The following is a 25,374-nucleotide window of genomic DNA, read 5'->3' on the forward strand; positions in this document are numbered from 1 at the left end:
ATGACAGAGCGAATCGTAAGACCGGGCGAATTTTACCGGCATTTTAAAAATAAACTGTACCAGATCGTGGCGGTGGCAAAGCACTCAGAGACTGGAGAACGCATGGTAGTTTACCAGGCGCTTTACGGGGACTACGGGGTGTATGTGCGGCCCTACGATATGTTTACCAGTGAGGTAGATCACGAGAAATACCCGGAAGTGAGCCAGAAGTGGCGGTTTGAACGGGTAGAATTTTCCGGACAGAGCCCGGAGTTAGCAGAAGAATCGCTGGACATGGCACCATTCGAATCAGACCAGAAAATTACGCAGCACTATGCCGACCGCGCTCCGGATCCGGCATTTATCCAGTTTCTGGACACGGAGGATTTTGACCTGCGTATGAAATGCTTAAAGCAGCTGGAAAACCGCATTACCCAGCAGGAACTGGACAGCATGTATCTGGTGCTTGACATGAAGCCAGAGCGTGGATCATTGCAGGAGCAGCTTTACGCGGTGCGCCGTTTCCTCACCATGCAGAAGCGGTATGATGGCAGCAGGCTGCGCTAAAATTTTTGCAGGGACAGTCGAAGCTTCAGCAGAATCCCTGGAAATTTTGACAGACAGTGCACGAGAAAGGGAAGACAGAAAACGATGTTATTTGATATTGAAGAGGAACTGAAAAAGCTTCCGTCCCAGCCGGGCGTCTACATCATGCACGATGCAAAGGATGAGATCATCTATGTGGGTAAGGCCATCAGCTTAAAGAACCGGGTGCGCCAGTATTTTCAGAGCAGCCGCGGAAAAACGGCCAAGATCCAGCAGATGGTCTCCCGCATTGCCCGGTTTGAGTACATTGTGACGGATTCGGAGTTAGAGGCCCTGGTGCTGGAATGCAACCTGATCAAGGAACACCAGCCCCGCTACAATACCATGTTAAAGGATGATAAGGCCTATCCATACATCCGTGTGACGGTGGGAGAAGATTTTCCGCGGGTGCAGTTTGCGCGGACCATGAAAAAGGACAAGAGCCGGTATTTTGGTCCATACACCAGTGCCGGAGCGGTAAAAGATACGATCGATCTGATCCACAAGCTTTATAAGGTGCGCACCTGCAACCGTTTTCTGCCGCGTGACATCGGTAAAGACCGGCCCTGCTTAAATTATCACATTAAGCAGTGCGACGCGCCGTGTCAGGGTTATATCAGCAAAGAGGCATACGCAGAACATATCCGGCAGGTGCTGGAGTTCTTAAACGGACATTATGACAATCTCTTAAAGCAGCTGGAGCATCAGATGATGGATGCAGCTGAAAAGATGGAATACGAAAAGGCGGCGGAATACCGGGATCTCTTGGCCAGTGTCAAAAAGGTAGCCCAGAAGCAGAAGATTACCAGCAGCAGTATGGAGGACCGCGATATCATCGCGTTGGCGATGAATGACACGGACGCAGTGGTGCAGGTCTTCTTTGTGCGGGAAGGCAAGCTGATCGGGCGGGAGCATTTTGGCATCCGTATTGGTGCTGAAAAGGAAAGCAGCCAGATCCTGACCAGCTTTGTGAAGCAGTTTTATGCCGGAACCCCGTTTTTGCCAAAAGAACTGTGGGTGCAGCAGGAGCTGGAGGACACGGAGGTGATCGGGCAGTGGCTCAGCACCAGAAAAGGACAGAAGGTCCGCATTGTGGTGCCGAAAAAGGGAGAAAAGGAGCGGCTGGTCGAGCTGGCCCGGAAAAATGCTTCCATGGTGCTGCGGCAGGATTTTGAGCGGAACCAGAGGGAGGAGATGCGCACTACGGGAGCTATGAACGAGGTGGCTTCCTGGCTTGGTCTTTCCGGGGTGCGCCGGATGGAGGCATTCGATATCTCCAATATTTCTGGATATGAATCGGTTGGTTCCATGGTCGTCTATGAGGACGGCAAGCCCAAACGCAGCGATTACCGCAAATTCCGCATTAAGACTGTTATCGGGCCAAACGATTACGCTTCCATGCGTGAGGTGCTGATGCGGCGCTTTACCCACGGTCTGGAGGAATTATCCCAGCTGAAGGAACGCGGTGTGGAGAAGCAGTTCGGAAGCTTTACCCGCTTCCCAGACCTTCTGATGATGGATGGCGGCCGGGGACAGGTCAATATTGCGGAGGAGGTGCTTTCGGAGCTTGGACTTTCCATTCCGGTCTGTGGCATGGTAAAGGATGACAATCACCGCACCCGCGGACTCTATTACCAGAATGTGGAGATTCCCATTGACCGGCATTCGGAAGGCTTCCGGCTTATTACCCGTATCCAGGATGAGGCACACCGCTTTGCAATCGAGTATCACCGCAGCCTGCGCAGCAAGAGCCAGGTACGCTCGATCTTAGATGATATTCCGGGAATCGGCGATACCAGACGCAAGGCGCTGATGAAGCATTTCCAGTCCATCGAGGCGGTGCAGGCCGCCAGTGAGGAAGAACTTGCCCAGGTGCCTGGCATGAACCGTGCTGCGGCAGAGAGTGTTTACCGTTTTTTCCGGAAAAAGAAGGAGGATGTGCCGGTGGAGGTCGTAGAGGAAACCGGAAACGTGTAAAACAGTAACGCTGTAGTTTTACTGCATAAACACCGGACTTGGACGGTAATGACAAGTTGCGGAAAATATGATATGATAAAACTATTCTGAAAACAGGTATAAAAAAGATAAAGGAGCGGGGCAATATGTACGGTGTAACGATTACAGAACTGATCGATAAAATGAAAATGAGAAATGTACTTCCGGATATTGATACAGACAAGGTGGTTTTAAGCCATCCGGATGTAAACCGTCCGGCACTGCAGCTGACCGGCTTTTTCGACCATTTTGACCGGGAGCGTGTCCAGATCATCGGATATGTGGAGCAGGCTTATATCAATACCCTCCCGAGGGAAGTGCGGGTGGAGCGTTACGACAAGCTCTTATCAAGTGAGATCCCGTGCGTGGTATACAGCCGTGGGCAGGAACCGGATGAAGACATGCAGGATCTTTGCCTGCATTACCAGGTGCCGCTCATGGTATCGGATAAGAGCACTTCCGATCTTATGGCAGAGGTGATCCGCTGGCTGAAGGTAAAGCTGGCTCCGTGCATCAGCATTCATGGTGTTTTGGTTGATGTATTTGGTGAAGGTGTCCTGATCATGGGCGAGAGTGGCATCGGTAAGAGTGAGGCGGCTCTGGAGCTGATCAAGCGCGGCCACCGTCTGGTATCTGACGATGTGGTGGAGATCCGCAAGGTCAGCGACGCGACCCTGGTAGGAAGTGCGCCGGATATCACCAAGCATTTCATCGAGCTTCGTGGTATCGGCATCATCGATGTTAAATCCCTGTACGGTGTTGAAAGCGTCAAGGATACCCAGAATATCGACATGGTCATCAAGCTGGAGGACTGGGATAAGGACAAGGAATACGACCGGCTGGGACTGGAGGACCGCTATACGGAATTCTTAGGCAACCAGGTAGTGTGCCATAATATTCCGATCCGTCCGGGCAGAAACCTGGCGATCATCGTTGAGTCCGCTGCGGTCAATTACCGTCAGAAGAAGATGGGCTACAACGCAGCCCAGGAGCTTTACAACCGTGTACAGGCAAATCTGGGTAACAAGTAGAAAGAAAAGCATCTATGCGGGCTGCCGGGGACGCTTGCGAAAACAGCAGCCCTTGTGAGTATGAAAAGTGATCAAAAAAATAAAGGCAGAAGGAACAACATGAAACAGGCAGCAGAAAGACTGAAACAGGCGGTGACAGCGGGCACATGTTTAACAGATGAGCCCATGAGCCGCCATACTACCTTCCGCACCGGCGGACCGGCAGATATTTACATCGAACCGGCCAGCGCGGAAGAATTAAAGCAGGTGCTTGCCATCTGTAAGGAGGAACAGCTTCCATATTCTATTCTCGGAAACGGCAGCAATTTGCTGGTGGGAGATCTGGGATACCGCGGCGTACTGGTCTCCTTTGGAAAACCATTTGGCCAGGTTACAGTGGAAGAAAATTTCGTGCGGGCAGGTGCAGGTGCGCTGCTCTCTTATGTGGCAAGACAGGCCCTGTCTGCTTCCCTGACCGGTTTTGAATTTGCAGCCGGGATTCCGGGAACCATCGGCGGTGCCGTGGTCATGAACGCAGGTGCCTACGGCGGAGAACTCTGCCAGGTTTTAAAAGAGGTGACTGTTCTGACACCGGAGGGAGACGTTTTAACGCTTCCGGCAGAAAAACTGGAGCTGGGTTACCGGACCAGCTGCATCCAGAAAAAGGGTTACATTGTGCTGGAGGCAGTGCTTGCGCTGCAGCAGGGCAGCCCGGATGAGATCTGTGCCGTGATGGATGACCTGGCGGCGAAGCGCCGGGAAAAGCAGCCTTTGGAATATCCGAGTGCGGGGAGTACCTTTAAGCGCCCGGAGGGACATTTTGCAGGAAAGCTGATCCAGGACGCAGGGCTTCGCGGATTTACGGTGGGCGGTGCCCAGGTGTCAGAAAAGCACTGCGGCTTTGTTATTAACCGGGATCATGCCACATCTGCGGATATCCTTTCTCTCTGCAGACAGGTGCAGGAGAAGGTAAAGGAGCAGTTTGGTGTGGAACTGGAGCTGGAAGTGAAGCTGCTGGGAGAATTTTAAAGGAGAGTACAGATGAGACTGGTAATCGTGACGGGAATGTCGGGAGCCGGAAAAACATCGGCTTTAAAAATGCTGGAGGATCTAGGCTTTTATTGTGTAGATAATCTGCCAATCCCCCTGATGGAAGCGTTTGTGGAGCTTGTCATGCAAAAACCTGCAGCCCATGAGCGAGTGGCGCTTGGCATCGATATCCGTAGCGGCGAAGAGCTGCCGCAGCTGGAGCAGGTTCTGGAAAACTGGAAACAGCAGCAGGTCCCGTATGAAATCCTGTTTCTGGACAGCAGCGATACTACACTGGTGAAGCGCTATAAAGAAACGAGAAGATCGCATCCGCTTGCCGGAAAGGGCCGGGTCGACAGTGGCATCTGCCTGGAACGGGAAAAGCTTGGCTTTATCAAGCGCCAGGCCGATGTGATCCTGGATACGAGCAGTCTTCTGACCCGGGAGCTGCGCAAGGAGCTCGAAAAGATCTTTGTGCAGGATCATCGGTACCAGAATCTGTTTATCACGGTCTTGTCATTTGGTTTTAAGTATGGGATCCCGAATGATGCGGATCTGGTTTTTGACGTGCGCTTTCTTCCGAATCCGTATTATGTGGAAGCGCTGCGCAGTCACACCGGCCAGGAGGCAGAGGTGCAGGCTTATGTGCGTCAGGGTGGTACGGCAGACCGTTTCCTTTCCATGCTCTATGAAATGCTGGATTTTCTGATTCCCAATTATGTGCAGGAGGGGAAAAACCAGCTTGTTGTTGCCATTGGCTGTACCGGTGGAAAGCACCGTTCCGTTACGGTTGCGAACGCCCTGTACCAGCATCTGAGCGGCTTTGAGGAATACGGACTGAAGATTGAACACCGGGACATTGAAAAGTAGCAGGAGTAAATTATGTCATTTTCTTCAAAAGTGAAGGAAGAGCTTTCCAGACAGTTGTCACCGGCCAGACATTGCCAGATCGCGGAGATCGCCGCGATCTTAAGTCTCTGTGGCCGCATCCAGATCTCGGAGAATAACCGTTACCGGGTAAAGATTCATACGGAAAATGTGGCAGTTGCAAGAAAGTACTTTACATTATTGAAAAAAACATTTAATATAAGAATTGATGTCTCCATACGGCAGGGCATCGGAAACCACAAAAACAGGACCTGCACCGTGGCAGTGACTCACCATGAGGATGCCATGCGGGTGCTTCAGGCAGTCAAGCTGATCGACCCATACGGGGAGATTGAGGAAAACCTGTCTCTGGCCCAGAATGTGGTTCTTATGCAGAGCTGCTGCAAACGCGCGTTTATACGGGGAGCGTTTCTGGCAGCAGGTTCCATCAGCGATCCAGAAAAATTTTACCATTTTGAGATTGCCTGTGCGACTGAAGCAAAGGCAAAGCAGATCCAGGGTCTTATCTTTTCCATGGGAATCGAAGCTAAGATCGTGCAGCGGAAAAAATATTTCGTGGTCTATATCAAAGAGGGCAGCCAGATCGTTGACATCCTGAATGTTATGGAAGCACCAGTTGCGCTTATGGAGCTGGAGAACATCCGCATTCTCAAGGAGATGCGCGGAAGTGTGAACCGGCAGGTAAACTGTGAGACAGCCAATATCAATAAAACGGTATCGGCGGCAGTCAAGCAGATGGAAGATATCATTTACATCAGGGACACGGCAGGGCTTGACAGTCTGCCGGAAACCTTAAGGGAAATCGCAGAGTTAAGGCTGGCCAGACCGGAGGCTACATTAAAAGAGCTGGGAGAGGCTCTGGACCCACCGGTCGGTAAATCAGGTGTGAACCATCGTCTCAGAAAACTGGGAAATATGGCAGAAGTTCTAAGACAGGAACGGCCAGAGTAAAGTTCACAGTATTGCGGCCGGACACAGGGGCATAACAAAAAACGAAAGAAGTTTTGATTGTGTCCGAAAACGAGGAGGATAATTATGTTAAAGAAAACGATCACCATTGGACTTTCATCCGGACTTGAGGCAAGACCAGTTGCAATGCTGGTACAGATTGCGAGCCAGTTTGACAGTCAGATCTATGTAGAGAATAATAATGCCCGTGTGAACGCAAAGAGCATTATGGGTATGATGACACTTGGCATGGGTGCTGGTGAGGAGATTACCGTTTCTGCTGACGGAGAAGACGAAAAAGAAGCACTTGATAACATTGAAAAGTACTTAAAGGGCGAAAAATAAGATCCTTTCGATCGTTTCCCCAAGAGATAATTGATACAAAGATGCGAAAATGGCAGGGTGGAAATGAAATCATTTCCGCCCTGTTTTTCGATATACCATGCCTGCGCGAAAAGATGCGGGTATGGACCGAAAGGACAGTTCAGCATATTTCACATAATAAAACAGTTACAAAAAAGGAGGAAAACGTGGCATTTACACATTTACACGTCCATACAGAATACAGTCTTCTGGATGGATCCTGTAAGATCAAAGAGCTGGCGGCGCGGGCAAAGGAGCTTGGCATGGACAGCATGGCCATCACGGACCATGGCGTTATGTACGGCGTCATCGATTTTTACCGCGCGGCAAGGGAAGTGGGAATCAAGCCGATCATCGGCTGCGAGGTGTATGTGGCACCGGGCTCCCGCTTTGACCGGGAGAATACAAATGGCGAGGACCGCTATTACCATCTGGTCCTTCTTGCGGAGAACGATACCGGCTACCACAACCTGATGAAGATCGTCTCCAAAGGATTTGTGGATGGCTTTTATTATAAACCGCGTGTGGATTACGAGGTGCTGGAGACGTACCATGAGGGTATTATTGCGTTAAGCGCCTGTCTGGCGGGCGAGGTCCAGCGTTATCTGGCCCGCGGCATGTATGAGGAGGCCTGCCGTTCTGCAAGACATTATGAGGAAATTTTCGGAAAAGGAAATTTCTTTCTGGAGCTGCAGGACCACGGGATCTCCACGCAGAAGACCGTAAACCAGGGGCTTATGCGCATGAGCCGCGAACTTTCCATGGACCTGGTGGCAACCAACGATATCCACTATATCCTGGCAGAGGATGCGGCAGCACACGATATTCTTTTGTGCATCCAGACTGGAAAAAAGGTGTCTGATGAGAACCGCATGCGTTACGAGGGCGGCCAGTATTATGTAAAATCGGAGGAAGAGATGCGGGCGCTGTTCCCGTATGCGCAGGAGGCCATCGATAACACCCATAAGATCGCTGAGCGATGCAACGTAGAGATTGAATTTGGTGTGACAAAGCTGCCAAAATATGAGGTGCCGGAGGGCTATGATTCCTGGAGCTACTTAAACAAGCTGTGCCAGGACGGTATGGCAAAGCGTTACCCGGATGATGACGGGACCCTGCAGAAACGTCTTTCCTATGAGCTTGGCGTTATCCACAACATGGGCTATGTCGATTATTTCCTGATCGTATGGGACTTCATTCACTTTGCACGGTCCCATGATATCATGGTAGGACCCGGACGAGGGTCTGCGGCGGGCAGTATTGTTTCCTACTGTCTGGAGATTACCAATATCGATCCGGTGCGCTATGACCTCCTGTTTGAGCGTTTCTTAAACCCGGAGCGCGTGTCCATGCCGGATATCGATATCGATTTCTGTTTTGAACGGCGTCAGGAAGTCATTGACTATGTTGTGGAAAAATACGGCAAAGACCAGGTGGTGCAGATCGTAACCTTTGGTACCCTGGCAGCAAAGGGTGTTGTGAGGGATGTGGGACGTGTCCTGGACCTTCCTTACGCACGTTGTGATGCCATTGCCAAGATGATCCCGGGTGATCTTGGCATGACGCTTGACAAGGCGTTAAAACAGAGCCCGGACCTGCGGGAAGCATACCAGAATGATGATGAGGTACACTATCTCATTGACATGGCAAAACGTCTGGAGGGACTTCCGAGACACACCTCCATGCATGCGGCTGGTGTCGTGATCGGTCAGCGTGCGATGGACGAATTTGTGCCGCTTTCCCGCGCATCTGACGGAACCATCACCACGCAGTTTACGATGACGACCCTGGAAGAGCTGGGGCTGTTGAAAATGGATTTCCTGGGTCTTCGTACCCTGACTGTCATTCAGAATGCGGTCCGCCAGGCGGAGGAAAACTATGGCGTCCATCTGGAGATGGAAAAGATCGATTACAACGATAAACAGGTCCTGGCTTCCATTGGCACCGGAAAGTGCGATGGCATCTTCCAGCTGGAAAGTTCTGGAATGAAGAGCTTCATGAAGGAGCTGCGCCCGGAAAACCTGGAGGACATTATCGCAGGCATTTCCCTGTACCGTCCGGGCCCGATGGACTTTATCCCGCGCTATTTAAAAGGAAAGAACGACAAAGATTCCATCACCTATGAATGCCCGCAGCTGGAGCACATTCTGGGACCGACGTATGGGTGTATTGTGTACCAGGAGCAGGTTATGCAGATCGTACGTGACCTGGCTGGGTATACCATGGGCCGTAGCGACCTGGTGCGCCGTGCCATGTCCAAGAAGAAGACTGCAGTCATGGAAAAAGAACGCCAGAACTTTGTGTACGGCAACCCGGAGGAAAATGTAAAGGGCTGTATCGCAAACGGTATCGATGAGAAAACCGCGAACCATATTTACGACGAGATGATCGATTTCGCAAAATACGCCTTTAATAAGTCACACGCCGCCTGCTACGCAGTGGTGGCGTATCAGACCGCGTATCTGAAATATTATTATCCGAAGGAGTTTTTTGCGGCGCTGATGACATCGGTCATGGATAATGTCACGAAGGTTTCTGAGTACATCCTGACCTGCCGCCAGCTTGGTATCCGCATCCTGCCTCCGGATATCAATGAGGGGCAAAGTGGTTTCTCGGTTTCCGGCGATGCCATCCGCTATGGCCTGTCGGCGATTAAGAGCGTCGGCCGCAATGTGGTGGATGAGATCATAAAAGAACGCAAAAACAACGGACTTTTTACCTCCATCGACGATTTCGTGGAGCGCATGGGCGGACGAGAGGTCAACAAGCGGACCCTGGAGAACTTCATCAAGTCCGGAGCCATGGATTCGCTGCCTGGTAACCGCAGGCAGAAAACCATGATCGCGCCGGAGCTTCTGGACCAGAAAACCAAAGACCGTAAAAATGTACTGGAGGGTCAGCTCAGTCTTTTCGATTTTGCGGCAGAGGAAGAAAAGCAGCAGTACCAGATCACCATGCCGGATGTGCCGGAATTCCCAAAAGAAGAGCTTCTCGCATTTGAGAAGGAAATCCTTGGCATTTACATCAGCGGCCATCCGATGGATGAATATCTGGAAACCTGGAAAAATAGTATTACCGCGAAGACGACTGATTTTATGGTCGACGAAGAGAGTGGAAGAGCCGTTGTGGAGGATGGTGTCCGCGTAACCATTGGCGGCATGATCACGGCAAAAACGGTGAAGCTTACCAAGAATGGCCAGCAGATGGCCTTTGTGACTGTCGAAGATATGGTTGGTTCAGTGGAGGTTATTGTCTTCCCGCGTGATTACGAGAGCAAGCGCAATATGCTGAATGAAGATGCAAAGGTCTTTATCAGCGGAAGAACCTCCATCGGGGATGATCCGGTGGGCCGGCTGATCTGTGAGCAGGTGATTCCGTTTGACCAGGTGCCAAAGGATCTGTGGCTGAAATTTACGGACAAGGCCCAGTATGATGCGCTGTGGCCTTCCGTCAGCGCAGTCCTGCGCGGCTCTGACGGAAATGATACGGTGATCATTTACCTGGAAAAAGAGCGGGCAAAAAAGATCCTTCCGGCCAACTGGCATGTGGCAGCATCGGAGACAGTTCTTTCTGAGCTCATGAAAATTATTGGTGAAAAGAATGTCAAAGTTGTGGAAAAGGGATTGAAAAGATAGGGAAAATGATTTAGAATACACTTTGTATGAAAAAAAATGCATTTGGATTAAAATAGAAAAATCGGAATGGAGAGGTTCTGCTGCCTGGCAAAACAAAAAGGGCAGCAGTGCTAAAACTGAAGGGTAACAGGAGGAGACAACTATGGCAAAGCAAGTAAAGACAATCGGTGTCCTGACAAGCGGAGGTGATGCTCCGGGCATGAACGCAGCCATTCGTGCGGTGGTTCGTACTGCGATCAGCAAAGGCATGAAGGTAAAGGGCATCATGCGAGGTTACGCAGGACTTTTGCAGGAAGAAATCGTAGACATGAGCAGTACCGATGTGTCCAATATCATTTTCCGTGGCGGTACTATCCTGTATACAGCAAGATGTATGGAGTTCGTAACTCCGGAAGGCCAGCAGGCCGGAGCAGAGATCTGCCGCAAGCATGGCATTGACGGAATCGTAGTCATCGGTGGTGACGGTTCCTTCCGCGGAGCCGGAAAGCTGGCAGCACTCGGAGTAAACACCATCGGTGTTCCGGGTACCATCGATTTAGATATTGCCTGCACGGACTACACCATTGGTTTCGATACCGCAGTCAACACCGCGATGGAGGCAATCGATAAAGTGCGCGATACCTCAACTTCCCATGAGCGCTGCAGTATCATTGAGGTAATGGGACGTAATGCCGGCTACATCGCATTGTGGTGCGGCATCGCAAACGGCGCAGAGGACATTTTGCTGCCGGAGCGTTACGACGGCAACGAGCAGGCCCTCATCGACCGCATCATCGAGAATCGCAAGCGCGGTAAAAAGCACAACATCATCATCAATGCAGAGGGCATCGGACATTCCACTTCCATGGCACGCCGCATTGAGGCAGCTACCGGCATCGAGACCCGTGCAACCATTCTGGGCCACATGCAGCGTGGCGGCACCCCGACCTGTAAGGACCGTGTCTATGCGTCTATTATGGGTGCAAGGGCAGCAGAGCTTCTGTGCGAAGGAAAGAGCAACCGCCTGGTTGCTTACAAGCATGGCGAGTTCGTAGATTTCGATATTCAGGAAGCACTCCAGATGAAGAAAGACATCTCCGAGGAGCAGTTCGAGATCGCGAAGATGCTGGCTAAATAAGAATATGAAATTGATCCGCCCGGCGGCATATTGCGCCGGGCGTGTTTCGTGTATAGGAATATGAAATTTTTTTGACAATCTGCAGCAGGAGCATATGGACGGGCATGCATGCGTGTGACCTGTCGTTGAAAATGCGGCAGCAAAACAGATTCAGGAGGAAAACAACAGATGACAGGACAGGACGGAAATATCGTTCTTTGTGGTTCTAACAGCTACGAAAAAAAGTATTATTTTAATGAAGAGTTTGACAGTCTCCCGGAGGCAGTCAAGAAACAGCTTCACGTGATGTGTGTCTGGTTTACTGAGGAATGCGGCGGTATTTTAACCATGGAATTCGAGCCGGACGGTACCCTGGAGTTTAAGCATACCATTTCCGAGTACGACGGCTACTGCGATGAGATCGGAGCCGATTTAAAGATCAAGCAGTACCGCCAGGAGGGACAGGAATTTTTAAAGGCCCTGGAGCTGTACTTTAAGGTATTTTATCTCGGGGAAGATGCGGAGGAAGTGGCAGAGAGCTACGGAATTGACACCGAAGCATTCAAAGCGGGTTTTGGCGCAGATTCTTCTAAGACAGAGGAAGCTTATGGAACAGAGGCGGATCCGGAAACAGCAGGAATCTACCCGGCCGATCTGGATGATACAGGTGAGGGCCCGGAAGAATGAGACTGCGCATTGGAAATGTAGAACTGGAGAATAACCTGATCCTGGCGCCAATGGCCGGAGTGACTGACATGTCATTCCGCCAGCTTTGCAGGGAGCAGGGCTGTGGCCTTCTGGTGACGGAGATGGTCAGTGCAAAAGCCATTCTCTATAAGAACCGGAATACAAAGGACCTGATGGCGATCGGAGAGGGAGAACGGCCGGTATCCATCCAGCTGTTTGGCTCCGACCCGGAGATCGTCAGCGATATTGCGCATCAGATCGAGGACGGGCCTTACGACATCATTGATTTAAACATGGGCTGCCCGGTGCCGAAGATTGTGGGAAACGGCGAAGGCTCCGCACTCATGAAAAATCCAAAGCTGGTAGAAGAACTGCTGTCCGCTCTGGTGAAAAAGGTACACAAGCCGGTTACCGTCAAGTTCCGCAAAGGTTTCGACGATGACCATGTCAATGCCGTGGAGATCGCGAAGATCGCAGAAAGCTGCGGCATCTCTGCGGTGGCCGTGCACGGAAGAACAAGGGAACAGTACTATTCCGGCAAGGCAGACTGGGACATCATCCGGCAGGTAAAAGAAGCCGTGAAGATCCCGGTCATCGGAAACGGCGACATCTTCGAGCCGCAGGATGCAAAGCGGATGTTAGACGAAACCGGCTGCGACGGCCTTATGGTCGGCCGTGGAGCCAGGGGAAACCCATGGATCTTTCACCGGATCAATCATTACCTCGAAACCGGGGAAGTGCTTCCTGCTCCGGGACCGGTGGAGGTCGGGGAGATGATCCTGCGCCACACCCGCATGCATGTCGCACTGAAAGGCGAGTACATCGGCATGAAGGAGATGCGCAAGCACATCGCCTGGTACACAGCCGGGCTTCCGCATTCTGCAACGATCCGCCGGGAGTGCAACATGCTGGAAACCGAGGAGCAGCTGGTGGAACTGCTGGGGCGGTACGGAATGCTGGGATAACGATTTAGAGCCGAAATTGTTTTGAACCAGTGGGGCGTTCGTACCATTTTTTCGATATGCAGCGCAACAAAAATCTGGCAAAATTCCGCGAAATCCGGCGCGATACCGTGCTTGACAAGAAAAGTGCTTTCAAGTATAATATTCAGAATGTATGACCAAAGAAAAATCCTGTTACTGCAGGCGGAATTGTGCTAAAAATACAAGACCGGCGCTGACAGAACGCAGTAATGATTTGAGGGGATTTTATTTTGTTGCCAGCAGTTACCGGCAACGTAAAAAGGAAGGAAATGAGCAACATGGCAGATGCTAAGAAACACATTTTAACCTATGAAGGTTTAAAAAAGTATGAAGATGAGTTACAGGACTTAAAGATCAACCGCAGACAGGAAATCGCCCAGAAAATCAAAGAGGCAAGAGAGCAGGGCGACTTATCCGAGAACGCTGAGTACGATGCAGCAAAAGACGAGCAGAGAGACATCGAGCTGCGTATCGAAGAGCTGGAGAAGCTGTTAAAGAACGCAGAGGTTGTAGACGAGGACGAGATCGACTTAGACAAAGTAAGCGTTGGATGTAAAGTAAAAGTATACGACGTAGACTTTGATGAGGAGATGGAATTCAAAATCGTAGGTTCCACCGAGGCAAACAGCCTTCAGAACAAGATCTCCAACGAGTCTCCGGTAGGCGCAGCCCTGATCGGCAAGAGCGTTGGTGACGTGGTAGACGTAGAGACCCAGGCTGGCGTACTTCAGTACAAGGTTCTGGAAATCCAGAGAGTATCCTAATCATACCATGGGGCAAATGCTTTTTTGCCCAACATCATTTATTTATAGAAGAAACAAAGGAGTAAGGGAAAAGATGGCAGAGCAGCAGAACGCAAAGCAGCAGAATGCAAAAGAGCCGGATACCAACCAGCTTTTGAAAGTTCGCCGTGAGAAACTGGCAGACCTTCAGGCAGCAGGCAAGGATCCGTTCCAGATCACAAAGTACAACCAGACGCATCATTCTGTTGAAGTGAAAAAGCTTTACGATGAACACGAAGCGAAAATCCTGGCTGGAAGAGCACCGTTCAGCGCAGAAGGAATGGACGAAGCACAGGCAAAAGAAGCATTGAATGCAGATTATAACGAAAGAAGAGCAATCATGGACGCACAGCCGATCCATGTATCCATTGCCGGACGTATGATGTTCAAACGTGTCATGGGTAAAGCTTCTTTCTGCAACATCCGCGATTTACAGGGAACCATTCAGGTATACGTGGCAAAAGATGCCATTGGTGAAGAATCCTATGCAGATTTCAAGAAATCCGATATCGGTGATATTTTCGGTGTAGAAGGCTATGCATTCCGCACCAAGACCGGTGAGATTTCCATTCACGCAGAGAAGATGACTCTGTTAAGCAAGAGCCTGCAGATCCTTCCGGAGAAATACCACGGAATCACCGATACCGATATGCGTTACCGCCAGAGATACGTAGACCTGATCATGAATGAGGATGTGAAGAACACCTTCATCAAACGTTCCCAGATCATCAAAGAGATCCGTAACTTCCTTGCAGGAAGAGACTTCATGGAAGTTGAGACCCCGACTCTGGTATCCAACGCCGGCGGTGCAGCAGCACGTCCGTTTGAGACTCATTACAATGCCCTCAACGAGGACGTAAAGCTTCGTATTTCCCTGGAGCTGTACTTAAAGAGACTGATCGTAGGCGGCCTTGAGAGAGTCTTCGAGATTGGCCGTGTATACCGCAACGAGGGTGTTGATACCCGTCATAACCCGGAATTCACCCTGATGGAGCTGTACCAGGCATACACCGACTATGAAGGCATGATGGAGCTGACCGAGAGCATGTTCCGTTATCTGGCTGAGAATGTTTGCGGAAGCACCAAGTTCACCTACAACGGAACCGAGATTGATTTCGGCAAGCCATTTGCACGCCTGACCATGAACGATGCGATCAAGAAATATGCAGGCATCGACTTTGACGCAGTTGAGACCGATGAGGAAGCAAAGAGACTGGCAGACGAGCATCACATCGAATACGAGGCACGTCACACCAAGGGCGATATCATCAACCTGTTCTTCGAGGAGTACTGCGAGAAAGAACTGATCCAGCCGACCTTCATCATGGATCACCCGCTGGCAATCTCCCCGCTCACCAAGAAGAAACCGTCTGACCCGAACAAGGTAGAGCGTTTCGAGCTGTTCATCAACACCTGGGAGATGTGTAACGCGTACTCCGAGCTGAACGATCCGATCGACCAGAGAGAGCGTTTTGCACAGCAGGATGCAAATGCGGCAGCAGGCGATGACGAAGCACAGCACACCGATGAAGATTTCCTGAACGCACTGGAGATCGGTATGCCTCCGACAGGCGGTATCGGCTACGGTATCGACCGTCTGGTTATGCTTCTGACTGACAGCCCGGCCATCCGTGACGTATTATTATTCCCGACAATGAAGTCCTTAGACGCTAAGAAGGGCGAAGGGAAGGCTGAAAAGGCAGTAGAAAATGCTGCTGTGGCAGAGGAAAAGGTTGCAGAAAAGATTGATTTCTCCAACGTAAAAATCGAACCATTGTTTGAAGAAATGATTGATTTCGATACCTTTGCAAAGGCTGATTTCCGTGCAGTAAAGATTCTGGAATGTGAAGCAGTACCGAAGTCAAAGAAGCTTTTAAAGTTCACTCTGGATGACGGAACAGACCGGAAACGCACGATTTTAAGCGGTATTCACGAGTATTACGAGCCAGAAGATCTGATTGGCAAGACAGCGATTGCAATCGTAAATTTGCCTCCGAGAAAGATGATGGGCATTGATTCCGAGGGTATGCTGATTTCAGCAGTACACGAGGAAGATGGACATGAGGGATTAAATCTTCTCATGGTGAATGACCGGATTCCGGCAGGTGCGAAGTTGTACTAAGAATCAGAAAATCCATAGACTTTTATGAGTTTATCGAGTGTTTGACATCAAATTGACATCAAATTTGTGTCATTCGGTGGACTAATATGGACTGAAAAGGGATGTTTTAGAAATCAGAACCTTTCAAAACTTAATAGTTGAATGCTATTAAAAGGACATTTTCCAATAAAACGGAGAGTGTCCTTTTTCTGTTGTTATGGTCAAAACAAAATCAAAATAACACAAGGAGGGTTCTATTATGACAAGTACAGCGTTAGGAGCAGAAACCAAAAAGGAAGAAAAGATTATTTTTATCAGCGATGCACATGAGAAATTCTACTACGAGAAGTTAAAGGAAGTCCGGTATCAGGATGTTTACCACAAGGCACTCTGCTATTGTCTTGGGATCAGCGATGATACCAGAAGAAATGTTTACAGAATTTATGATTTCAAAACAGGATGCGTAATAACAGAGTGTTTACACGAAGGCTGGCAGACCAGTGGAAGTGTGAGAGTGATCAGAATGGCATTCAATCTGTATTGCAATGGAACACCAAGTGTTTCCGATTATGAAGATGCAGAAGAACAGGTGGACGAGTGCAGGCAGTACACGGTGGAGGAAATATTCTGCTGTGCTTATGCACCATATTTCTGGCAGGCAATTCAGATTCGGTATCCGGAATATGCCACATACAACCATAAGCTGTATGCCTTATTGGGAGGAACAGACTAATGTTAAAAGTCAGATTGATGGGAACAAAGAATGATATTAAGTGGTTCGGAAAGATTTTGCAGAGGAATCCGAAAGTGGAAGTAACGGAGTTTTCCGAGATGTATCCGAATAAGGGAACGAAGAAATTTTACAGGGCGTATGTAGAAGTAAAGAAAAGAAACGTAGCAGAAAAATAGCAGAAAACAAAGGAGAATCTATCATGTGTAAAATAATCGCAATCGCAAACCAAAAAGGTGGTGTGGGCAAGACCACCACAACCAGTAATTTAGGCATAGGATTGGCAAAACAGGGCAAGAAAGTCCTGCTGATTGATGCCGATGCACAGGGCAGTCTGACAGACAGTCTTGGCTTCACAGAGCCGGACAAGCTAGAGGAAACACTTGCAACAGCACTTGGCAATATCATCAATGATGAAGATATGGAAGCGGATTATGGTATCCTGAAACACAAAGAGGGAATTGACCTGATGCCGGGAAACATTGAGCTTTCCGGTCTGGAAGTATCACTTGTAAATGTGATGAGCAGAGAGCTTGTGATGCGTTCCTACATAGAGCTGGTAAAGGATAATTATGATTATATTCTGATTGACTGTATGCCCTCTCTCGGCATGATTACTATAAACGCTTTTGCCTGTGCGGACAGTATTCTGATTCCAGTGCAGGCGGCATATCTTCCGGCAAAAGGGTTGCAGCAGCTTATTAAGACCATAGGAAAGGTCAGGAGACAGATTAACCCGAAGCTGATGATTGAGGGGATTCTGCTGACAATGGTGGATGCTCGAACCAATTATGCAAAGGACATTACTGCATTACTGGTGGAGAATTACGGTAGCAAGGTGCGGATATTTGAAAACAGTATTCCCATTTCCGTCCGTGCGGCAGAGATTTCCGCAGAGGGTGTCAGTATCTACGAACATGATCCGAAAGGCAAAGTAGCCGCTGCTTATCAGTCTTTGACGGAGGAGGTGCTTGGGAATGAGTAAAGCAGGAAGTGCCGCAAAGGTAAAATTAAGCAGTTATGATGATTTATTTGGAAATGCAGAAGAAAAGACAGGGAGCGAAGAGCAGATTATCAGAGCCAAGCTCACGGATTTGCATGAGTTTAGAAATCATCCGTTCCGTGTACTGGACGATGAAAAAATGGAAGAAACAACGGAAAGCATCAGTAAGTATGGGGTGCTCGTACCGGGAATTGCAAGACCGAGGGCAGAGGGTGGCTATGAAATCATAGCCGGACACCGCAGAAAACGAGGTTCAGAACGGGCAGGAAAAGAGGATATGCCTGTGATAGTCCGCAATTATACAGACGATGAAGCTACGATTATCATGGTGGATTCCAACATTCAGCGTGAGGACATTCTGCCAAGTGAGAAGGCGAAAGCTTATGCCATGAAATACGAGGCTATGAAGCATCAGGGCAGAAAAGGAAACGGAAATACGCTTGACGAGGTAGGAGAAGCTGCCGGAGAAAGCGGAAAGACGGTGCAACGGTATATCTGGCTTGCAAGGCTGTCCGATGAGCTGCTAGAGTTGGTTGACAGAAAGAAAATCGGTCTGGTACAGGGTGTTGACATTTCCTTTCTGTCGGAAGATGCACAACAGTGGGTGCTGGTAATCCTTGAGGAAAGCGGAGCAAATATTTCCACAGTACAGTCTGCCAAGCTGAAGGAATATGGGAAAAGCGGCGAACTGACGCTGCCGATGGTGCGTCTGATACTGACCGAGGAAAAGCCGAAAGAGAGGAAAGTTACAATCAAGTCTGAAAAAATCAGCCAGTTTTTTTCAGAGGAATACTCCAGCGAAGAGATTGAGGGGATTATCCTGCAATTATTGGAGGAATGGCAGAAGAAACAGTAAAGGGGGTGCGGTAAAATGGGTAAACAGATACAGTTTGATTATTACTATGGGATTGAAGCAGAACAGTTTTCCTTTTATCGTGTTCCTCGGTTGCTGATTAAAGACGAGCGTTTCAAGGGGCTTAGCAGCGATGCCAAGCTCCTGTACGGTCTGATGCTTGACCGTATGTCACTGTCTATGAAAAATGGCTGGTTGGATGAAGAAAACAGAGCCTATATCATTTATACTCTTGATACTGTCATGGAGGATTTGGGATGTGCAAAAGCAACCTGTGTTAAGATTATGAAAGAGTTGGACAGTGATAATGGGATAGGATTGATCGAAAAGAAACGCAGGGGACTTGGAAAACCGGATATTATTTATGTAAAGAATTTTGCCACAATAGGAGAAGCAGAAGAAGAAACGCCTGCAAATGCTGATGTTTCCACAGAAGTTCAGGATTTGAACCTCAAGAGTTCTAAAAGTTATACTTCCAGAAGTTCAGAAACTGAACTTCAAGAGGTTCAAAAAGCAGACTTCCAGAAGTCTAAAAATTTTACTTCAAGAAGTACAATATCTGAACTTGCGGAAGTTCAAAAAGCAGACCCTAATTATACTAACTATAATCATACTAACCAGAGTAATATTGATAGGAATTATATCAATCCTATCAATCAATCCGGCAGTGAGTTGGAAGGGGAGATTGATGTGATGGAAGATGTCAATGCTTACATGGAAATCATCAAAGAGAATATTGAGTACGAACATCACATGAAATATGGCAGATGGCAGGACAAAGGGCTGTATGAGGAATTGTATGAGGTAATCTGCGAGATTGTATGTGTGAAGCATAAGACTGTTAAAATCGGTGGAAATGATTATCCATATGAGCTTGTAAAATCAAAGTTCCTCAAACTGAATAGCTCCCATTTGGAATATGTGATAGGATGTATGCAGGAAACAACTACGAAAATTGCAAATATCAAGGCATATATGGTAACAGCTCTTTATAATGCACCCTCAACGATGAATCATTATTATCAGCAGGAGGTACAGCATGATATGTACGGAGGTGGCTGGAATGAAAAGAATATTGGTTAAAATTGTGCTTCCGGTATCGTTGCTGGCAGTTTGGATGATAACCTGTTATCCGATTTGCAGAAAAGCAGAAGGATTTGATTTTTTCCTGTATTGGGTACTGGTCGGCTGTCCTTATGGGATCAGAAAAATGTGTATGATTCTCATACCAAAAAATTTCGGAATTGCAGGAAGTATAGGAATACTGGCACTGAACTGTATTGTAGGTGGTCTGATTGGCGGTGTGGTTGTAATTCTGAGAATGGTTATGGTGCTGATGGAGATAATAAAGATAATCAGTGATACTTCTGGACACGATGTCCAAAGGTGCAGATGAAAAGCGAAAATGAAAAAGGCATTGTTCATCAATCAGAACAACACCTTTAATTATCATCCGGGACGTATTCCATAATCTCTTCAATCCGGCAGTTAAGTATCTGGCAAAGCCTGTTTAAAATAAGCGTTTTTACAACAAGGTTCTGCCGAAGCCGCTGAAGCTGTGCTTTATCAATGCCATAATCTTTGATAAGCTGGTACTGGCTGATTCCTTTTTCCTTTAGCGTACGCCAAAGCGGATCGTATTTAATCATACTGAAAGCTCCTTTCCACACTTGTATTCTAAGTGCATGAAACATATAATAATATGGTGCGTGTACGCACCATAAAACATACAAGGAGAGTAAAAAAGTTATGGAACATAATGAGTTTAAGGATCAGCTATACGAAGTATTAGATGAAAATGATGTGGCTTTAGGGATTGAGGATATAGATACCTCTGATGCCGCAAATATTTTTACAATAAAAACAAGGGACGGAAGTGTTTTTGAAATAGAAACACGGAAGATTGAATAAGAGGCAGCACGATGCCTCGAAACAGGAGGTTTGCAACTGTGGAGAAAAGTTACATTACAGACATAGAACGGGAACGGTGCAAAAAGGTTGCCGCAGCCTATGCAGAACTGTATGAGCTGGAAAGCATTTTGGTATTGGATGTAGGACGGTACGGTTTTGTGAAGCTGCAATATTACACACCGGAGTATGGATTTAATGATGTTATAACCTATACAGACAGTGAGAGTATGTTTGAGGACTTATGGCAGGAATGGCTTGATACCCGGCTCTATCTCTTCGCAAAGGGAACGCCGATGCTGGAAATGGGATATGAGGAAATCTTCAAATGTCTGCCGGAGGAAAAACAGAAAGAGCTTTTAGAGCAAAAAGCAGTATTTGCAAAAATGGCAGAAATAGAACTGAAATAAAACAGCGTCAGGGCAGTTATGAATTGAAAGATTTGTAGCTGCCCTTTTTTTATTGCTTTTGGACACGATGTCCAGAAGCGGAAAGGAGCAAAATGGAATCATTACGAGATGTAAAAAGAGTTATGGAACGGGAGATAGAGAAAGGGAGCTGCCCATTACAGTTTGAATATCTGGAATTTGGAGAAAAACCGTTTCAGTTCATAGAATCAGAGGAAAAGCTGAATGAGGTGCTTTCGTATTTGTTGCGGTTGGGGGAATATAGAGGATATACGGAGCATCTTGTAGGAAATAACGTGTATATGGATTTGGATATGTTGTGCCGGAAAATTCAGTTTAAGCGTACCCATTCCCCTGTGGAGCGTAGTGAAATCCAGTGGAAAATACAACGCTATAAAAATAAACTGAAACCGGACTATGCAGGTAAGGTTTGTTTAGAAATAGTGCAGTGCGTTTTCAGTCTGCCGGAAGGAGCAGCGGAGAAGTACCAGATTGTATATGATGGACAGAAAACCTATGCTTTTGCCATGTCAAATAAGTATATTCTGGGACTTTTTACTCATTGTGAAGCCGCAAGAAAATCTGCTGTGGAGGACGGTGTGGAGTTTGTACATCTGCCGGAGAATGAACAGAAAATCGTCAGTCTTGAAAATGTGAGGAATGTGTTGTTTCAGGCATTGCTGCTTGATAATGTTACGGTGGAGAATGGTCTGTTCCATGCACAGATGTGTACGGTTATGCTGTTGAAATAAATGTACCGGAAATATTTGATACAGGCATAAATTTTGTTATAATGGCTTTGAACAGAATTTGTCCGAAAGAGGGATTGTATGAAACCAAATCATCATTCACTGGCATATAAACAGCAGAAACAGCCGAATAAGACCTATAAGGATTTAAAACAGAAGCAGAAGATGAAAATAGCAGACTGGATGTTTCGGGAAACCTGCATTTTCTATAAGGAAAATGGAGAGATACCAAATGAGGAGGTAGCAAAGCAGATTATTGACCGGATTTATGAAAAACTGAAATCTCTTGCAATCTGGGTTCCGTATGAAGAGGTTTACCGAGCATATCTTTTAAAATTGCCACGATATGAGCTTCGTATTGCGGAAAATGGGATACCGGAAGAAAAGCCGCCGAAGGAGAAAAAGGAGGATGTGCCGAAAAAGAAAAAGGGAAGCAGTAATAAGCGGTGTCCGGTATGCGGCAGGAGAATGAAACAGCAGTTTATTGGTTTGCAGCATTGCAAATGTGGAATGAGCTGGAAAAAGGACATCGGCTTTTTTGAGCGAACCGGAGATATGGTGTTTGCCTTGGAGCGGAGAAAAATAGGAAATAAACAAAAACAGTGCCCTGTCATTCGATATAAGGAATAGGGCATGGAAAAACAGAAAACAGCGTCAGGGCAGTTATGAGTCGAAAGATTTGTAGCTGCCCTTTTTTATTGCTTTTGGACACGATGTCCAGAAGCCGGATGGAGGTCAGATGAAATGAAAAAGAGAGAATTTCAGAAAAAAGCAGCCGCAGCGTTATTGGGAAAACTGGCAGATGTTGTGATGGAACTGGAAGAAAATCCAAACATCACAATAACGTCGGAGTATCATAGTAGCTATTTTAAATTGAGAAAGAATTACAATCTGATTCAGATTTCGGTCAAGCAGACAGGAGAGCTGACGTATCAGTTGACGGATATGCTGGGAAACACAGGCAGAAGTCAGATTTATGTACAATATCATGCTGGAGATGATCCGGAACATTTGATAAAGAAGTTTGTTGAGGATTTTGGGCGGCTTTATAAGGATTTTCTTTTAGCGGGAACGCTGCATGATTTTGTTCGTATCCAGTTATCTGTGGATGCAGATACAGAGGAAGCATTAAGGGAGTACGAGGACTGTATCAGAGCAGGCTGCCTGTAAATCAGAATTTTTGGACACGATGTCCAGAAGCGGAAAGGAGAGAACATGAAATATTTACTACATCGGCTGCTTGTTCCGCCCTGAAGGAACAGCAGTAAAAAGGAAAGAAGGAGGTACAGATGCAGGAAGAAGTAACGCAGAAAACAATCGCCCTTGTGATTAAGGCTGCAAAGCTGGATGCCAATATCCTGAAATCTGCCATGAGAATGTATCTGAATCATTGCAGAAAACAGGCACAGAAAACGCATGGGAAAGTGTCGGTTAAGGAACTGGTGGGCGAGGGTGCAGGTGCTTCATCCATTGAAATCACAGATGGCAATATCAAATCCTTTGAGCGGGTAGCTCGTAAATACAATGTTGATTTTGCTGTGAAAAAGGATAAGACCACCGAGCCACCGAAGTATCTGGTATTTTTCAAGGGCAGGGATGCCGATGCTGTGGCACAGGCATTTAAGGAATTTGTTTATGGAAATGAGAAAAAGAACAGTAGGACTTCTGTAAGGCAGAAATTAAAGCATTTCCGGGATGTGGTATCAAAGGATCAGAACAAAGAACGGAGCCGGGAAAAGAATAAGGACAGGGGGCAGAGCCTATGACTAATATCATAGCAGGCATTACCAAAGATTTAAAAGCTGTCCCCAAAAAGCTGAAGGAAAAAGCAAAAAGTGCAGATGTTAAAAAGCTGATACTGCTGAATCTTCCCTATGTGCTTGCCGGGTACTTCTGTAATAAGGCAGCATTTTTATGGAGAGTGGCAGAGGGCAGTAATGCGTCTGACAAGATGATGGTAGTAATGAGCCAAATGGACAGGATGTTTTCCAATCCGTTCCCCAGTTTTTTTCTGAGTGATTTGCTGATTGGAATCGCCGGAGGCGTTGCCTTAAAATTCATTGTTTATTATAAGGCGAAGAATGCCAAGAAATTCCGGCAGGGTGTGGAATACGGTTCTGCACGGTGGGGGAATGCCAAAGATATAGAGCCATATATGGATTCTGTATTTGAAAATAATATTCTTCTGACCGCTACGGAGCGTCTGATGATGTCCGGCAGACCGAAAGAACCGAAGTATGCAAGAAATAAAAATATTCTTGTGATTGGCGGTTCCGGCTCCGGTAAAACAAGATTTTTCGTGAAGCCGAACCTGATGCAGATGCACTCGTCCTATTGCGTCACTGACCCGAAAGGCACAATCTTAGTGGAATGTGGGAAGATGCTGAAGCGGGGCAAGTATAAGATTAAAGTCCTCAACACCATAAACTTTGCAAAATCCATGCATTATAATCCATTTGCTTATCTGCGGAGCGAAAAGGACATTTTGAAACTCGTCAACACAATCATAGTCAACACAAAAGGAGAGGGGCAGCAATCCGGTGAGGACTTTTGGGTCAAAGCAGAAAAACTCTATTATACAGCATTGATTGCATACATCTGGTACGAAGCACCGGAGGAAGAACAGAATTTCGCCATGCTGATTGATATGATTGATGCAAGTGAAGCAAGAGAGGACGATGAAAACTTCAAAAATGCTGTTGATCTGCTCTTTGAGGAGCTGGAGGAAAAAGACCCGAACCATTTTGCTGTAAGGCAGTATAAGAAATATAAGCTTGCGGCAGGAAAAACAGCGAAGTCGATTCTGATTAGCTGCGGTGCGAGGTTAGCACCATTTGATATAAAAGAGCTGCGTGACCTGATGGAATATGATGAACTGGAGCTTGACACGCTGGGAGAGGAAAAAACAGCGTTGTTCGTTATTATTTCTGATACAGATGCTACGTTTAACTTTGTGGTGTCTATCATGTATTCCCAGCTCTTTAATTTGCTTTGCGACAAGGCAGACGATGTTTATAACGGAAGGCTCCCGGTTCATGTGCGTATGCTCCTTGATGAGTTTGCGAACATCGGGCAGATTCCACAGTTTGAGAAGCTGATTGCTACGATCCGAAGCAGGGAAATATCAGCTTCTATTATTTTGCAGTCAAAATCACAGCTCAAAGCGATTTACAGGGACAATGCCGATACCATAGAGGGCAACTGCGACACTACGCTGTTTCTCGGAGGAAAGGAAAAGACCACCCTAAAGGAATTAGCAGAGGTATTGGGGAAAGAAACCATTGACCTGTACAACACCTCGGATACGAGGGGGACGAGCCAGTCCTACGGTCTGAATTACCAAAAGACCGGAAAGGAACTGATGAGCCAAGATGAGATTGCTGTCATGGATGGCGGGAAATGTATTATGCAGCTTAGAGGTGTCAGACCATTTTTCTCGGATAAATTCGATATAACGAAGCACAAGCGGTACAAAGAGCTGTCCGATTATGACAAGAAAAATGCCTTTGATATGGAACAGTATGTGAAACATCTGCACCACTTGAAGGTCACAGAAAAGACAAAGGTAGATGAAGCCTTTGAATGCGGGGAGATTTCCCCGGATACAACTGAATAGGAACATTTGGACACGATGTCCAGAGGT

At 47.5% G+C, this 25,374-nt stretch carries 26 protein-coding genes and 1 pseudogene; 26 read left to right on the top strand and 1 reads right to left on the bottom strand.

Annotation, left to right across the window (positions count from 1 at the left end):
* The 19 genes and pseudogenes from DW922_RS11905 (at window position 1) to DW922_RS11990 (ending at window position 20,063) form a co-directional block, all read left to right on the top strand.
* Window positions 1-546, top strand: a complete 546-nt coding sequence (locus DW922_RS11905) for a DUF1653 domain-containing protein (RefSeq protein ID WP_118726678.1) — start codon at window positions 1-3, stop codon at window positions 544-546.
* A gap of 84 nt (window positions 547-630) precedes the next feature.
* Complete coding sequence (gene uvrC, locus DW922_RS11910) at window positions 631-2,541, top strand: excinuclease ABC subunit UvrC (RefSeq protein WP_118726679.1); 1,911 nt, start codon at window positions 631-633, stop codon at window positions 2,539-2,541.
* Between the two features lie 125 nt (window positions 2,542-2,666).
* Window positions 2,667-3,590 carry an HPr(Ser) kinase/phosphatase gene (hprK, locus tag DW922_RS11915; RefSeq protein WP_118726680.1) on the top strand — a complete coding sequence of 308 codons (924 nt, stop codon included), beginning with the start codon at window positions 2,667-2,669 and terminating at the stop codon, window positions 3,588-3,590.
* Window positions 3,591-3,689: 99 nt separating this feature from the next.
* Complete coding sequence (gene murB / locus DW922_RS11920) at window positions 3,690-4,598, top strand: UDP-N-acetylmuramate dehydrogenase (RefSeq protein ID WP_118719804.1); 909 nt, start codon at window positions 3,690-3,692, stop codon at window positions 4,596-4,598.
* A gap of 12 nt (window positions 4,599-4,610) precedes the next feature.
* Window positions 4,611-5,468, top strand: a complete 858-nt coding sequence (gene rapZ / locus DW922_RS11925; RefSeq protein ID WP_118726681.1) for an RNase adapter RapZ — start codon at window positions 4,611-4,613, stop codon at window positions 5,466-5,468.
* 12 nt (window positions 5,469-5,480) lie between these two features.
* Window positions 5,481-6,437: a DNA-binding protein WhiA gene (gene whiA / locus DW922_RS11930; protein ID WP_118726682.1), complete on the top strand. Its 957-nt coding sequence runs from the start codon at window positions 5,481-5,483 to the stop codon at window positions 6,435-6,437.
* An 84-nt stretch (window positions 6,438-6,521) separates the two neighbouring features.
* Window positions 6,522-6,779: an HPr family phosphocarrier protein gene (locus tag DW922_RS11935; RefSeq protein ID WP_118543791.1), complete on the top strand. Its 258-nt coding sequence runs from the start codon at window positions 6,522-6,524 to the stop codon at window positions 6,777-6,779.
* A gap of 185 nt (window positions 6,780-6,964) precedes the next feature.
* Complete coding sequence (locus DW922_RS11940; RefSeq protein ID WP_118726695.1) at window positions 6,965-10,432, top strand: DNA polymerase III subunit alpha; 3,468 nt, start codon at window positions 6,965-6,967, stop codon at window positions 10,430-10,432.
* A 142-nt stretch (window positions 10,433-10,574) separates the two neighbouring features.
* Window positions 10,575-11,549 carry a 6-phosphofructokinase gene (gene pfkA, locus DW922_RS11945; protein ID WP_118719806.1) on the top strand — a complete coding sequence of 325 codons (975 nt, stop codon included), beginning with the start codon at window positions 10,575-10,577 and terminating at the stop codon, window positions 11,547-11,549.
* A 168-nt stretch (window positions 11,550-11,717) separates the two neighbouring features.
* Window positions 11,718-12,068 (top strand): annotated as a pseudogene (locus DW922_RS11950) (DUF6145 family protein); the annotation flags it as partial.
* Window positions 12,069-12,211: 143 nt separating this feature from the next.
* Complete coding sequence (dusB, locus tag DW922_RS11955) at window positions 12,212-13,180, top strand: tRNA dihydrouridine synthase DusB (RefSeq protein ID WP_118726683.1); 969 nt, start codon at window positions 12,212-12,214, stop codon at window positions 13,178-13,180.
* A 296-nt stretch (window positions 13,181-13,476) separates the two neighbouring features.
* A complete protein-coding gene (greA, locus tag DW922_RS11960; RefSeq protein WP_118726684.1) occupies window positions 13,477-13,962 on the top strand; it encodes a transcription elongation factor GreA in 486 nt (161 codons plus the stop codon).
* Between the two features lie 73 nt (window positions 13,963-14,035).
* Entirely contained in the window at window positions 14,036-16,102 is a 2,067-nt protein-coding gene (lysS, locus tag DW922_RS11965) for a lysine--tRNA ligase (protein WP_118726685.1), read from the top strand.
* A gap of 238 nt (window positions 16,103-16,340) precedes the next feature.
* Window positions 16,341-16,814 carry a DUF6075 family protein gene (locus tag DW922_RS11970; protein ID WP_002596299.1) on the top strand — a complete coding sequence of 158 codons (474 nt, stop codon included), beginning with the start codon at window positions 16,341-16,343 and terminating at the stop codon, window positions 16,812-16,814.
* A complete protein-coding gene (locus tag DW922_RS17705) occupies window positions 16,814-16,990 on the top strand; it encodes a hypothetical protein (RefSeq protein WP_002596300.1) in 177 nt (58 codons plus the stop codon). The genes DW922_RS11970 and DW922_RS17705 overlap by 1 nt, the downstream gene beginning before the upstream one ends.
* A 23-nt stretch (window positions 16,991-17,013) precedes the next feature.
* Window positions 17,014-17,796: an AAA family ATPase gene (locus DW922_RS11975; protein WP_002596301.1), complete on the top strand. Its 783-nt coding sequence runs from the start codon at window positions 17,014-17,016 to the stop codon at window positions 17,794-17,796.
* A complete protein-coding gene (locus tag DW922_RS11980) occupies window positions 17,789-18,670 on the top strand; it encodes a ParB/RepB/Spo0J family partition protein (protein WP_002596302.1) in 882 nt (293 codons plus the stop codon). The genes DW922_RS11975 and DW922_RS11980 overlap by 8 nt, the downstream gene beginning before the upstream one ends.
* 15 nt (window positions 18,671-18,685) lie before the next feature.
* Window positions 18,686-19,750: a DUF6017 domain-containing protein gene (locus DW922_RS11985; protein ID WP_002596303.1), complete on the top strand. Its 1,065-nt coding sequence runs from the start codon at window positions 18,686-18,688 to the stop codon at window positions 19,748-19,750.
* Window positions 19,731-20,063, top strand: coding sequence for a DUF6050 family protein (locus DW922_RS11990; protein WP_038259775.1), 333 nt, complete (start codon window positions 19,731-19,733; stop codon window positions 20,061-20,063). Before DW922_RS11985 ends, DW922_RS11990 begins: the two co-directional genes overlap by 20 nt.
* A gap of 46 nt (window positions 20,064-20,109) precedes the next feature.
* On the opposite strand, the gene DW922_RS11995 is transcribed toward DW922_RS11990, so the two are convergent.
* Window positions 20,110-20,316 (bottom strand): helix-turn-helix transcriptional regulator, encoded by a 207-nt coding sequence (locus tag DW922_RS11995; protein ID WP_002596305.1) that lies wholly within the window; start codon window positions 20,314-20,316, stop codon window positions 20,110-20,112.
* A gap of 100 nt (window positions 20,317-20,416) precedes the next feature.
* Between DW922_RS11995 and DW922_RS17710 the strand changes: the two genes are divergently transcribed.
* The 7 genes from DW922_RS17710 to DW922_RS12025 all read left to right on the top strand — a co-directional run bounded on the left by DW922_RS17710 (window position 20,417) and on the right by DW922_RS12025 (window position 25,347).
* A complete protein-coding gene (locus DW922_RS17710) occupies window positions 20,417-20,578 on the top strand; it encodes a hypothetical protein (protein WP_002596306.1) in 162 nt (53 codons plus the stop codon).
* A 38-nt stretch (window positions 20,579-20,616) separates the two neighbouring features.
* A complete protein-coding gene (locus DW922_RS12000; RefSeq protein ID WP_014081156.1) occupies window positions 20,617-20,985 on the top strand; it encodes a hypothetical protein in 369 nt (122 codons plus the stop codon).
* Between the two features lie 92 nt (window positions 20,986-21,077).
* Window positions 21,078-21,734, top strand: coding sequence for a hypothetical protein (locus DW922_RS12005; RefSeq protein WP_002596308.1), 657 nt, complete (start codon window positions 21,078-21,080; stop codon window positions 21,732-21,734).
* Between the two features lie 78 nt (window positions 21,735-21,812).
* A complete protein-coding gene (locus DW922_RS12010) occupies window positions 21,813-22,361 on the top strand; it encodes a hypothetical protein (protein WP_002596309.1) in 549 nt (182 codons plus the stop codon).
* 114 nt (window positions 22,362-22,475) lie between these two features.
* Window positions 22,476-22,901, top strand: coding sequence for a hypothetical protein (locus tag DW922_RS12015; RefSeq protein WP_002596310.1), 426 nt, complete (start codon window positions 22,476-22,478; stop codon window positions 22,899-22,901).
* Window positions 22,902-23,020: 119 nt separating this feature from the next.
* Window positions 23,021-23,497, top strand: coding sequence for a PcfB family protein (locus DW922_RS12020; RefSeq protein ID WP_002596311.1), 477 nt, complete (start codon window positions 23,021-23,023; stop codon window positions 23,495-23,497).
* Between the two features lie 5 nt (window positions 23,498-23,502).
* A complete protein-coding gene (locus DW922_RS12025) occupies window positions 23,503-25,347 on the top strand; it encodes a VirD4-like conjugal transfer protein, CD1115 family (RefSeq protein WP_330602622.1) in 1,845 nt (614 codons plus the stop codon).
* Window positions 25,348-25,374: the final 27 nt, after the last annotated feature.

The sequence above is a fragment of the Clostridium sp. AM42-4 genome, assembly GCF_003480105.1.
Lineage (GTDB): Bacteria > Bacillota > Clostridia > Lachnospirales > Lachnospiraceae > Brotaphodocola.

Excerpts from the sequence above, each read along its gene's own strand:
- dusB (WP_118726683.1), top strand. The coding sequence starts at position 12,212 with ATGAGACTGCGCATTGGAAATGTAGAACTGGAGAATAACCTGATCCTG.
- DW922_RS11935 (WP_118543791.1), top strand. The coding sequence starts at position 6,522 with ATGTTAAAGAAAACGATCACCATTGGACTTTCATCCGGACTTGAGGCA.
- lysS (WP_118726685.1), top strand. The coding sequence starts at position 14,036 with ATGGCAGAGCAGCAGAACGCAAAGCAGCAGAATGCAAAAGAGCCGGAT.
- DW922_RS11995 (WP_002596305.1), bottom strand. The coding sequence starts at position 20,316 with ATGATTAAATACGATCCGCTTTGGCGTACGCTAAAGGAAAAAGGAATC.
- DW922_RS11975 (WP_002596301.1), top strand. The coding sequence starts at position 17,014 with ATGTGTAAAATAATCGCAATCGCAAACCAAAAAGGTGGTGTGGGCAAG.
- DW922_RS11990 (WP_038259775.1), top strand. The coding sequence starts at position 19,731 with ATGAAAAGAATATTGGTTAAAATTGTGCTTCCGGTATCGTTGCTGGCA.
- greA (WP_118726684.1), top strand. The coding sequence starts at position 13,477 with ATGGCAGATGCTAAGAAACACATTTTAACCTATGAAGGTTTAAAAAAG.
- uvrC (WP_118726679.1), top strand. The coding sequence starts at position 631 with ATGTTATTTGATATTGAAGAGGAACTGAAAAAGCTTCCGTCCCAGCCG.
- whiA (WP_118726682.1), top strand. The coding sequence starts at position 5,481 with ATGTCATTTTCTTCAAAAGTGAAGGAAGAGCTTTCCAGACAGTTGTCA.
- DW922_RS11905 (WP_118726678.1), top strand. The coding sequence starts at position 1 with ATGACAGAGCGAATCGTAAGACCGGGCGAATTTTACCGGCATTTTAAA.
- DW922_RS12015 (WP_002596310.1), top strand. The coding sequence starts at position 22,476 with ATGAAAAAGAGAGAATTTCAGAAAAAAGCAGCCGCAGCGTTATTGGGA.
- DW922_RS11970 (WP_002596299.1), top strand. The coding sequence starts at position 16,341 with ATGACAAGTACAGCGTTAGGAGCAGAAACCAAAAAGGAAGAAAAGATT.
- DW922_RS12005 (WP_002596308.1), top strand. The coding sequence starts at position 21,078 with ATGGAATCATTACGAGATGTAAAAAGAGTTATGGAACGGGAGATAGAG.
- murB (WP_118719804.1), top strand. The coding sequence starts at position 3,690 with ATGAAACAGGCAGCAGAAAGACTGAAACAGGCGGTGACAGCGGGCACA.
- DW922_RS11985 (WP_002596303.1), top strand. The coding sequence starts at position 18,686 with ATGGGTAAACAGATACAGTTTGATTATTACTATGGGATTGAAGCAGAA.
- hprK (WP_118726680.1), top strand. The coding sequence starts at position 2,667 with ATGTACGGTGTAACGATTACAGAACTGATCGATAAAATGAAAATGAGA.
- DW922_RS17705 (WP_002596300.1), top strand. The coding sequence starts at position 16,814 with ATGTTAAAAGTCAGATTGATGGGAACAAAGAATGATATTAAGTGGTTC.
- rapZ (WP_118726681.1), top strand. The coding sequence starts at position 4,611 with ATGAGACTGGTAATCGTGACGGGAATGTCGGGAGCCGGAAAAACATCG.
- DW922_RS12010 (WP_002596309.1), top strand. The coding sequence starts at position 21,813 with ATGAAACCAAATCATCATTCACTGGCATATAAACAGCAGAAACAGCCG.
- DW922_RS17710 (WP_002596306.1), top strand. The coding sequence starts at position 20,417 with ATGGAACATAATGAGTTTAAGGATCAGCTATACGAAGTATTAGATGAA.
- DW922_RS12020 (WP_002596311.1), top strand. The coding sequence starts at position 23,021 with ATGCAGGAAGAAGTAACGCAGAAAACAATCGCCCTTGTGATTAAGGCT.
- pfkA (WP_118719806.1), top strand. The coding sequence starts at position 10,575 with ATGGCAAAGCAAGTAAAGACAATCGGTGTCCTGACAAGCGGAGGTGAT.
- DW922_RS11980 (WP_002596302.1), top strand. The coding sequence starts at position 17,789 with ATGAGTAAAGCAGGAAGTGCCGCAAAGGTAAAATTAAGCAGTTATGAT.